Below are 10,175 nucleotides of genomic sequence, written 5' to 3' on the forward strand. Positions count from 1 at the left end.
CATGCTTACTCGCGTGCCTGCACCGCTCACTTCGACATGGTCGATATGGTGGAGTAATGACGCCTTTCTTCTTTCGTGGTCGATCCCGTAGTTCCGCCGAATCGGGCGAAACTCTGCCCGCACACGACGAAGAGAACACCACCTCGCCCCTTGATGACTTCAACTTAGGTGCTGATAAAGCCCCCCAAAGCCCCTCTGAGATGGTCATGGCTGATGACATTACTGAGGCCAATACGTCGCAACGTGATGATGACAATGACATCTTTGCTGAGGAAATGGACGAAACTTTAGGCGACGACAGCCATGACAGTGGTCGTGAGCATCGTGTCGCGAGCGTGGGAGGTGACAATCATTCTGAATCTTGCGGAAGTGAACTCGAAGAAGCCAGTGAATCTGAACGTGATGATAAAAGTTCTCTCGAGCATCCTCAGGATGTCGACGATGCAGAAAAAACTCATTCATCTCTACGCGGCGGCGCTCTAGAAGATACTCCCGTCACGGAGTCAGAAGAACAGCGTCCCCCAATGGATGTACTTCTTGATCAATGGCGCAGTGAACTACGAGCCATGGCAAATACCCATGACAGTGCAGACATCACCATGCCCGCAAGCGTCGTGGACTTTACCGCTGCACACCCTTCCGGTCTTGCACAGTTGTATGCAGGACGAACCACGCACATCTCCAGTTTAGTCCGTGAGCAATCAGCACTGGCGCGCGTTCGTGCACAGGTTCGCGATCTGGTGCAGCAAACTTCAGCACTTTCCCGTCAGTTCGGGATCGCACCTCTCCATCTTGCCCTCGGCGTGGCCTCCTGGAGTGAAAACCATAATGGGCGCACGCGCATGGTCACTGCTCCTGTTCTTCTTCGCCCCGTGCGTCTAAGCGCTTCAACGGTGGACTCAGCCCTTACGCTTGAACGTTCCATCGACGTGAACCCCGTTCTCACCAGGGCATTACAGTCTTACGGTTGTACGGAAGACATCACCGCCATCGCCCGCAATTGTCTGACAAGCGACGCATTTACGCCTCGTGTGGCACTTACAGCCATCAGTGCGCTTGGACAAACTTATATTCCCGGATTTGAACTCCACGAGCGTCTTGTCGTGGGTGCTTTCATCCACCCCGGAAATGCCTTGGTTGAGGATCTCGATGCTACCGAAGAGCGAATACGCCAGTCGGCCATCGTTGCTGCTCTCGCCGGAGATCTCCAAGCCCAGCGTGCTCTGAACGTTAACCTTCCGACTCCGGTCTTTAATGATCGAGCCCCTGAAGCAGAGCGTGGAGTTGGTGACTTAGATTCCAGCCAACTTAACGCGATTGACGCTGTGGGGAGTGGAGCCAGCATCCTTATTGATACCCCTCCCGGTAGTGACATCGCTGGAACTGTTGCTGCCATCGCAGCAGACGCCGCGGCGTCGGGACGAAGCGTGATGTATGTCAGTGCGGCCAGTGCTGATTCCCACGCAGTTGCTCAGCAACTGTCTGAGGCCGGACTGAGCGAGTTTGTTATCGACCTTACTGATGACGCTACCTGGCGTCAGACTCTCGTAGATGGCATCGGCACTTCCTTGGGGGCGCAAGTTCCCGAACTCGATGAGCAAGCCATTATGCACGAACGCGAGCAACTCGTTTCCGTTCGTGACAAACTTGCCCGTTACATTGATGCCCTCCACCGTAACCGCGAGCCATGGGGGGTGAGTGCTTACGAGGCCCTCCAGCACCTGGCTGATCTGACCTCAGGTAGCGAAAAGGTCCGCACCACAGCACGACTGGATGATTCGCGCCTGGATCGTTTGGACTCCACCACTCTTGCTCACGCACGTACTTTGCTTCACCGGGCCCACAGTCTGGGACTATGCGATGAGCAAGTTGATGCTAGTGCATGGGTTGGGGCGGCTCTTGACGATGTCGACCAGGCAACTGACGTTCTGGCAACTGTTCATCGCCTCAGCCATCAGACTTTGCCCCGAGTGAACGAACACATTGAGTTTGCTGTTGACGTCATGGGGATCGATCACCCGGAAAGTTTGGAACGTTGGGGAGAAATCATTGGCGTCCTTATTGGTGTACGCCAAGCACTCGACATCTTCATCCCGGATGTATTCGAACGTTCCGCAGCGGACATGATTATCGCAACCGCTACCAAACAATGGCGCCTCGATCACAGCGTTGACATGACTTCCTCCACGCGGCGGCGTTTTGTTAAACAGGCCCGTGATTACGTGCGTCCTGGTCGCGCCATTGATAACCTCCATCAAGAACTTGTTACTGTGCAGATGCTGCGCCAACAGTGGATTGCTCTTGCAGGTGAAGGATCATGGCCCCACGTTCCTGCCACCATCGACGTCGATGAAATGGCCCGCGTTGTTGGTATAGCTATCGACGAATGCACGGAACTCAATGCCACCATTGGAACAGGCGCGGGTAAAGAGGATCTTACCCAAATGCCTCTGCGTGACTTGATGTGCCTGATGGAAATTCTCGAACGAGATGAGGACTCTGCCCATCTCATTCCTGAGCGCAGGCAAGTCATGGAGGAGATCACCACTCTTGGCATGGTGGAGTTCCTCAACGATCTTCGTTCCCAGCATATTGATGTGGATCACTTTGATGTTGAACTGACTTTCTCATGGTGGTCGTCAGTGCTTGCTCACGCGTTGACTCATGATCCCGATATGGGGGGCTTAGATGCACAAGCCCTGACCACTCTCGCTACTTCTGTTCGTCACCTTGATGCTCAACATGTGGGAAGCCTCCAGGGGCCCGTCGCTGTAGCCCTTGCACAACGTGTACGTAATGCTGTGGACAATGACAAGGAGCAAGCGCGCTCTTTGTATCTGGCTCTGCATCAAGACATGAGCGGAGACCTGGCAGGAATTATTCACCGTCACCCTGTTGCCTGGTTGGCCCGCCCCATGTGGATTGTGCCGCCTACGCTTGTGCCTCATGTGGTCACGCCCCAGAGCATGATTGACGTGGTGATTGTGGACTCCAGTGCGCCTGTCCCGGTTAGCCAAGTGGCAAGTGCTTTTGTCCGTGGTGAGCAGGTTGTGGTGATTGGTGATCCACGCCGTTCCCCCGAGGCACTTGCTGCTCAAGTAGCCCAGTTCATGCCTACGGTCACTCTATCCACGGCGCGCAATACTCTTGATAGTGAAATTGCAGGTTTTCTTGCTGCCCACGGATATGAAGGGATCGTTGATGCTATTCCTTCCCCTCCCGGGGGGCACAAGCTTTTGCTGCACCTCGTTGATGGCCGTGGGATGCCGGCACCGGGAATGACGGCGGTAGAAACTGTTCGTGCTGAAGTTGATGCAGTGGTCGATTTGGTTATTGATCATGCTCTGACCGCGCCGGAACGCTCCTTGGCTGTTATTGCCCTCAATGAACGTCATGCTGAAGAAATTCGTCACGCAGTGTCTACCGCGTTAACAGATTCTCCTGCCACTGAATCATTCTTTGCGGCCGGTCGACACGAACCGTTCGTGGTTGTTGATTTGACTGCTGCTCGAGCTATCCGTCGTGATCACGTGATCGTTGCCGTGGGTTACGCCAAGACTCCTCATGGCCGTACCATCCACTCTTTTGGTTCTGTTTCTACCCCTGAGGGGCTCGTGGGATTGGTTGAGACTCTATGCGCTTCACGCGGAGTGACTGATGTAGTCTCCTGTTTGAACGCTGATGACATCGATCCTGATCGTCTTCATACCCCCGGCTCACGACTTCTCCGCGAAATGCTTCGCCGAGCAGATGGTGGCATAGGCGGTGACATGAGTGAGGACCGTGCACCAGACCGTCTTTTGGTGGACTTGGCTGAACGCCTGTGGCGCTTGGGGTTGACCGTTGTTCCTCGTTACGGCGTGGATGGGGGAGTGCGTATTCCTTTAGCCATTGGTCACCCCGATTATCCGGGTGAACTGATGGTAGCCGTCCTGACTGATGATGAGGCGTATGTTGCCGAGCCGTCTTTACGTATCCGTGACCGTCACTGGGTTGAACGTCTGATTAACCGTGGTTGGCGAGTAGTGATGGCATTCTCTGCGGCCGTTTTCGTTGACCCGGATGAATCTGCGCGTGTTATTCGTGATGAAGTCTTGGAACTTGTCCAGGCCCGCCGCGATGCTGATGCTGCTTCTGCGCTTGAGGCCTCACAGATACCCCATTGGGATGAGAGCGCGGATGCTCCCACATCTCAGGGTGAGCGTCCTCAACTGAGTGTGGTTCCTGGTGGGCTGGCTGTTGCCTCTGTTGGTCAGGGGGCGCGCGCTGAACGTCCTGCGATTGCTCAGGGGCTACCGCTTCAGGCATATAGTGATGATCAACTCGATGAACTTGTTGCATGGATACGCTCGGACGGTATTGAACGTACCGAAGAAGAACAGGTCGATGAATTACGCCAGGCATTGGCACTGACTCGTCGCGGCAGTGGTATCGACGCTGTTCTTCACCATGCGGTCAGGCGCTGCAGTGCTCAAACTTCGGAGCAGTAGATGCCTGAAGAAGTTGTTTCGCCACAAGTTATGCCTAAGAAGAAGCACCGGCGCGTTGTTGCTCTCAGTACGGTTGATCGGCGGCGTGCGCAGCAGGGCCTGCCACCCGTTGATGCTGTGGATTCGTCGCGGCCAGTAACAGATGTTCCGGGCGGAGATGTGTTTAGTGGCGGCGATGACTTCGATGTCATGGACCGTAAGAGCGATCTTGCTGACAAGCAGTCCAGAGAACGGCAACTCCTTGCCGATGTTCCTCCTCACTGGTCATAGATATCTTCTTGGATGTATTTTGCCTGTTTGGTCGCGATGGCGCTTATCGGATCAATTCTTTGAACTGCTGTTATGACGCATAACGCTAGACATAAAAATGTGTGTGCCCCGCTCTATTAAAGAGACGGGGCACACACGTGCTATACGATGGCTAATTCAATCCTGAGAAAGATGACGCCTATGTGTGAGAGTCGTGAGATCACTTAGAAGCGAGCAGGTCACGGATCTCGCCGAGAAGTTCGGTCTCAGTGGGGGCGGCAACTTCTTCAACAGCCTTGCGTGCGCGCATCTTGTTCATGGGGACAACCATGAAGAAGTAGACGGCGGCGGCAACGAGAAGGAAGTTAATGGCTGCTGTCACGATGGTGCCGGGGTAGATGTAATCGGCGGCATCGGTGGGGTTGGACAGAAGGGAGAACTTGCCGACATCATCAAAGTTGGGGGAACCGATGAGCTGGCCGATGATGGCCATGAGAACTTCGGTAACCTTGTCAACGATCGGTTTGAATGCAGCACCCATGATGAATGCGATGGCAAGGTCGATAACGTTACCTTGAGAGATGAATTCCTTGAAACCTTTAAGCATGGTGAACCTTTCGAGATGCGTATCAAGGGCAGATTTATCCCTGGGCACGCCGTTGAGGATTTTGCAGGCGGCATTCGATGAAATAAATCGAGTGTCAGGACGCACTCACCATAATGCTGAGTGAGCCAATTGAGGCCGCTCTGTAAACAAGACTAGCGTCTGAAACTGAAACAGCAAGGGATATGAGTGTGACGTTAGTCTTGCTTATTGATGGAAGTGATTTTTCACTCTCTGGTTTATCAACAGAAACTATCCGCGCGTGATGGGTAAGAAGACCATAATCCCCGTCATTTTCTTCAGGGAGTGGTCCACTAATATCAACGAAAAGTCCGGGCTGCGCTAATTGCGCACCTCCATCGACATGAACGGAAATAAGTCGTTCGCCGGGGAGAAGGTCTGCCGCGGGGTTCGCGGAAGTCATTGATGACGTCAATACTGTTCCACGTGGCAAACCTATACGAATTTGTTGGCCAATGATGGATTCATCAGCCAGCCCCGAGGCTGGCAATGAGTTTGGTTCTACTTGCTTGAGAGTGAGATCGTCAGGGCTCAGGGTTTGCCCAGCTTCAACATCATGGCGAAGTACCCATACGTGTGTGCCGCGATGTGGCACGAGCATCATGAGTATTCCGGCGGTAACTAGAGTGATACAGATGCCTGCTAGTAATGCTCGCCATTTCCAAACCCAGCCGTAAATTGTTCTTCGTCGAGTATGTCGAGGAGGGGGTGTTTGCTGGAGAGAGGTGGGTGGCAGGGGGAGTGTGCGTTTAGCCGATGTAGCGACACGGATCTGGGGCCGATGAAGAAACGACAGATGAGGCATGCCTTTACTGTTGTGCAAAACTATCCCGTTCTCCTTTAATTATGTGTTGACTTGTGGAGTCGCCGTCAATATGTCGAGTTGTGGGGAAAACTAATTTGTTTTGTCGGGAATCAGATATGGCACTGAGCCTTACGTTCCTTTTTGGCGTGGAAGTTAAGTTAGAGAAGATGCTGGCTTCACTGCAGAACTAAAGACGGAGCCTTCGATAAGGAAGAACTCGTGCTCCGTAACCACTGCGTCAATAGGCTGATCATGATGCTGAATAGGAAGGTCCTGGTTAACTAACTCATCGGCATACACCATGGCGAACACTTCGGCATTCGGGTTGCGTAGAGGTAAAACACGGTCATACCAACCGCCCCCCTGGCCAAGACGATGACCGTGACGGTCCACAGCAAGTGCAGGAACGATGATGGTACCTGCCTCAGCAATAGCCTCAGCTTCAAGGGCTTCGCCGCTAGGCTCCGGTGGGCGGCCCGGAGCTCGTTCACTGAGGTCTGCAATGCCACGAAAGTATCCCCATGAGCGAGATAGTCCTGGGCCGAGCACAGGAAGAAGAACGCGCCGCTGTTCGGCTTCAAGTTGTTCAAGAAGGAGGCGTGTGCATGGCTCATTGCCTACAGAAACGTAACATGCAACTGTGTCTGCACTGCCAATAGCTAACAGCGCATGTTCGGCGAAGTGGTGACACCGCTCATTGTGGCCATGAGATGGGTGCGGCTGACGGGCGCGATGAGAACGCAAGACTGAGCGCAGACGTTCCTTTGCATCATCATGTGTAAGCCATCCCGTATCTGGCAGAGATCGATATTGGCGTGTCATACCTCTAGTGTGCCAGGTTGATAGCCATAGATGTGCTGGTTGGGGACCTCTCCCCGTACTCTTCACTTTCGGCAGATCTGGGGAGAAGGAGGGGGCTGAATTGTGTTTAACGACGTTGTGCCTGCAGCGTGGGTAAGTGCACCGTATGTGAACTGTCGATAGAGTGCCACCGAGGGCTTTGCTCGATCTATCCCCCAGGGAAGGACCAATATGAGGACTGTCGCCGAGCACCTGGCTGCGTGTCTGGATATCGCTCAGGCTGCTCCGCCACTCGACGTGGCCCTACCTGACGCCGTGGGGTGTGTACTTGCTCAAGACGTGGTGGCCAGCATTGATATGCCCTCTGTGGATTGCGCCAATGTTGACGGTTATGCCGTGCGCGGCGCAGATCTGGAGGGGGCTTGTCCTGATCGTCCCGTCATTCTTGATGTGATTGACGCCGTTCGTGCCGGTGACGTGCGCACCACCAGTCTCATTCCAGGATCTGCCGTGCTGATTGATTCTGGTGCACCTCTGCCTATCGGTGCGGATACCGTTGTTCCCTGGCAGCATACTGACCGTGGGCAGGCTAAAGTACGCATAAGTGAAGTAGTTCCTGTGGGGCAGGAAGTGCGGCCTCGTGGTCATGACGTGAAACAAGGCGAGACTGTTCTTGCACAGGGTTCCCGTGTGGGTGCGCGTCAGGTTGCGTTGATTGCTGCGGTGGGATTGAACCGTGTTTCAGTCCACCCAGCGCCGCGTGTCGTTATTGTCTCTATTGGTGACGAACTTATTGAACCGGGTAGTCAGCGTGAACCTGGCAGTGTTTTTGATGCTAACGGCCACGCACTGGCGACAGCTGTTTCTGATGCTGGCGGTCGAGCTTTCCGTGTGGCTGCAGTTCCAGATGAGCATCAGGCGCTCACACAGACGCTTGAGGATCAATTAGTTCGTGCTGATGTCATTATCACGACCGGGGGCCTTAGCGTTGGTCAGGGTGACACGGTGAAGGACGTCCTTACTCCTTTGGGTACCGTACGCTTTGATTCGGTATCTATGTGGCCTGGTCGCCAATTGGGCGTGGGTACCATTGATGAGGAAACTCCGGTGTTCTGCTTGCCTGGTGACCCTGTGGCTGCGCAGATTGCTTTCGAGACGTTTGTTCGTCCGGTGCTGCGCCAGATTGCTGGCTGGTCTGACCTTCACCGCCCTTCAATTCCTGCATCCGTCACTAAGGGGTGGCATTCTCCGTTAGGTAAGCGTGAGTTTGTTCCCGTTCACGTCACGGGTTCTCCGACTAAGGGCTATCGGGCAGAGCCGTGCAGTGAATCTGGGGTGACTCGTGTATCTGCTCTGGCCAAGGCTAATGCGATTGCTGTAGTTCCTGAAGATGTGGTGACCGTGGTGTCTGGAGATCGCCTGCACTGTCTTTTATTGGACGCCTAATATCTTCCCGTGCCTTTTTGAGGGCTGGTGTGGAGAAGTATTCTCACTCATGAAATGTGGCCTGTGTGGCTCATGTGAAAACTGTGTTCTGACACTTTGGTATTACCCGCCAACACGCCGTCTGGCTTTCCTTGGCGATTCACTCACACTGCGTATCTTGAACCTGTGGGAATCGAGATGTGGTTATTACTAGCGCCAGTCACCCTTCTCACGTTGTACGTGCTTCCTTTGCTGGTCTCACGTCGAGAAATGATGGCTCGTTCGCATAGCGAAGACCGTTTTTCTAAACACCTGCGCATTATCAATACGCACCATCGTTCATCATGCTCGATGCATTCCTGTGAAGCTCACGAGCGAGGTCAAGTTTTTCCACGGCAACCGGAGGTCAGGGGTATGAAGAAGACAAACCCCAGAGTAGTGACGGCAACGCGCGCCGCTCACGATCTTGAGCGTGCTCTTCAACGTCACGCTGCCGCCCAGGATGCTCGTGGTAAGGCAAGCCGTAAGCGTGTGCTTGTCTGTGCGGTGGTTACAGGTATTGCCGCCGGTGCTTGGATCTCCGTAGGTGTTGGCCTGGTTGGTTGGGCAATCGCCTTGATTCCTACTGTGGTCGCGGCTCTTGCTATCGCTGCTCATGTCCGTGCCACTAGCGTGTGTAAGTCTATGGAGAAGCGCGAAAATCAGCGCATTGCCCGACTACGTGCAGAACTCGATCGTACTCGCAGACGCCGTGGTGTCGCATCTGCTCAGTCTTCCCGTTCTACTACGGTGACTGGAAGTCGCGATTCTCTCGCATCCAGTAAGTTCGCCGGGCATAGTGGCGCATCTATTGATGTGGATGGTCCTTTCTGCGATGAGGCACCTCGTGAAAAGACTGACGACGATGAACTTCTAGGATCTGTCCTTGAGGAAACTCTGGCTGTTAATGAAGTATCTGATGTTGTTGAGTGCTTAACCCGGACTTCTTCAGTGAGTACTCCACCGCAGGCATGGGTTCCTGTTCAGGTTCCTCCTCCTACCTACACTCTGGCGGGTCGAGCTCCAAAAAGGCAGGTGCGTCAGTGGGATGAACCTGTTTATGACAGTGCTGCTGTTCCGATGCGTCCTACTGTTGTGCGTCCTGCTTTTGAGGCTGACGTTGATCAAGAGTTCCATCCCATTGACTTAGATGCGGTGATTGAGCGTCGCCGAGCAGCAGGGGCATGAGATACAACGAGGCTTAGTTGAACAACGCCGCGGGCTGATTTAGAATTTTTAAGCAGTCCTTTGGGGCTATGGCGCAGTTGGTAGCGCGTCTCGTTCGCAATGAGAAGGTCAGGGGTTCGAATCCCCTTAGCTCCACGATTTAGAATGGCGGTCCAGAGAATTCTGGGCCGCCATTCTTGATGTTTCGGTAGCGCCGCGTCGCTGTGTGGGGCATCACGTGATTTCAAGTTGACGATCCCAGAGTGCTTCTGACTAATATATTCCTCGCTGCCGCGGACGAATGAAAGTTCTGAAGCGGGCGAAACAATCGTTAATAGTGGATTACATTCAAGAAATTTCATGAATGAAATTTGAGAAAAGCGGTCAGGCTCACAGTCAGACAATTTGACTCAGAAAAAATAATCCACATAAGATTAGCGAGTTGCTTCCGGCGGGGAAGCAAGAGTTGAAACTCTTGTGAAACGGTCGGTGGGCATGTTGTTTGAGAACTCGATAGTGTGTCAAGTTTATTTATGCCATGAGCATGCATGACTTGTTGTTGTGTGTGTTTATT

Annotated in this window: 7 protein-coding genes and 1 tRNA gene; 5 read left to right on the forward strand and 3 right to left on the reverse strand. The window is 53.6% G+C overall.

What is annotated here, in order from left to right; all coding sequences use genetic code 11:
- Positions 1 to 56: 56 nt before the first annotated feature.
- Together A9753_RS03330 and A9753_RS03335 are read left to right on the forward strand one after the other, a co-directional pair.
- Positions 57 to 4,490 carry a DUF4011 domain-containing protein gene (locus A9753_RS03330; RefSeq protein ID WP_245637336.1) on the forward strand — a complete coding sequence of 1,478 codons (4,434 nt, stop codon included), beginning with the start codon at positions 57 to 59 and terminating at the stop codon, positions 4,488 to 4,490.
- Positions 4,491 to 4,760: a hypothetical protein gene (locus A9753_RS03335; RefSeq protein ID WP_067780102.1), complete on the forward strand. Its 270-nt coding sequence runs from the start codon at positions 4,491 to 4,493 to the stop codon at positions 4,758 to 4,760. It abuts the gene before it with no gap.
- Positions 4,761 to 4,959: 199 nt separating this feature from the next.
- Here A9753_RS03335 and mscL read toward each other — a convergent pair whose 3' ends face one another.
- The 3 genes from mscL to A9753_RS03350 form a co-directional block, all read right to left on the reverse strand.
- Positions 4,960 to 5,346, reverse strand: a complete 387-nt coding sequence (gene mscL / locus A9753_RS03340; RefSeq protein ID WP_067780105.1) for a large conductance mechanosensitive channel protein MscL — start codon at positions 5,344 to 5,346, stop codon at positions 4,960 to 4,962.
- A 94-nt stretch (positions 5,347 to 5,440) separates the two neighbouring features.
- On the reverse strand, positions 5,441 to 5,968 hold the full coding sequence (locus tag A9753_RS03345; protein ID WP_067780110.1) for an SAF domain-containing protein: 528 nt from the start codon (positions 5,966 to 5,968) through the stop codon (positions 5,441 to 5,443).
- Between the two features lie 354 nt (positions 5,969 to 6,322).
- Entirely contained in the window at positions 6,323 to 6,991 is a 669-nt protein-coding gene (locus A9753_RS03350; protein ID WP_067780113.1) for a 5-formyltetrahydrofolate cyclo-ligase, read from the reverse strand.
- 210 nt (positions 6,992 to 7,201) lie between these two features.
- Between A9753_RS03350 and A9753_RS03355 the strand changes: the two genes are divergently transcribed.
- The 3 genes from A9753_RS03355 (at position 7,202) to A9753_RS03365 (ending at position 9,757) form a co-directional block, all read left to right on the forward strand.
- Positions 7,202 to 8,416: a molybdopterin molybdotransferase MoeA gene (locus A9753_RS03355; protein ID WP_067780118.1), complete on the forward strand. Its 1,215-nt coding sequence runs from the start codon at positions 7,202 to 7,204 to the stop codon at positions 8,414 to 8,416.
- A 393-nt stretch (positions 8,417 to 8,809) separates the two neighbouring features.
- Complete coding sequence (locus tag A9753_RS03360; protein ID WP_141673278.1) at positions 8,810 to 9,622, forward strand: hypothetical protein; 813 nt, start codon at positions 8,810 to 8,812, stop codon at positions 9,620 to 9,622.
- 62 nt (positions 9,623 to 9,684) lie between these two features.
- Positions 9,685 to 9,757: transfer RNA gene (locus A9753_RS03365), tRNA-Ala, on the forward strand.
- The last annotated feature ends 418 nt before the right edge of the window (positions 9,758 to 10,175 follow it).

The organism is Actinomyces vulturis, assembly GCF_001687305.1.
Lineage (GTDB): Bacteria > Actinomycetota > Actinomycetes > Actinomycetales > Actinomycetaceae > Actinomyces > Actinomyces vulturis.

Coding starts and splice junctions, on each gene's coding strand:
- A9753_RS03345 (WP_067780110.1), bottom strand. CDS start 5,968: ATGATGCTCGTGCCACATCGCGGCACACACGTATGGGTACTTCGCCAT.
- A9753_RS03335 (WP_067780102.1), top strand. CDS start 4,491: ATGCCTGAAGAAGTTGTTTCGCCACAAGTTATGCCTAAGAAGAAGCAC.
- A9753_RS03355 (WP_067780118.1), top strand. CDS start 7,202: ATGAGGACTGTCGCCGAGCACCTGGCTGCGTGTCTGGATATCGCTCAG.
- mscL (WP_067780105.1), bottom strand. CDS start 5,346: ATGCTTAAAGGTTTCAAGGAATTCATCTCTCAAGGTAACGTTATCGAC.
- A9753_RS03360 (WP_141673278.1), top strand. CDS start 8,810: ATGAAGAAGACAAACCCCAGAGTAGTGACGGCAACGCGCGCCGCTCAC.
- A9753_RS03350 (WP_067780113.1), bottom strand. CDS start 6,991: ATGACACGCCAATATCGATCTCTGCCAGATACGGGATGGCTTACACAT.
- A9753_RS03330 (WP_245637336.1), top strand. CDS start 57: ATGACGCCTTTCTTCTTTCGTGGTCGATCCCGTAGTTCCGCCGAATCG.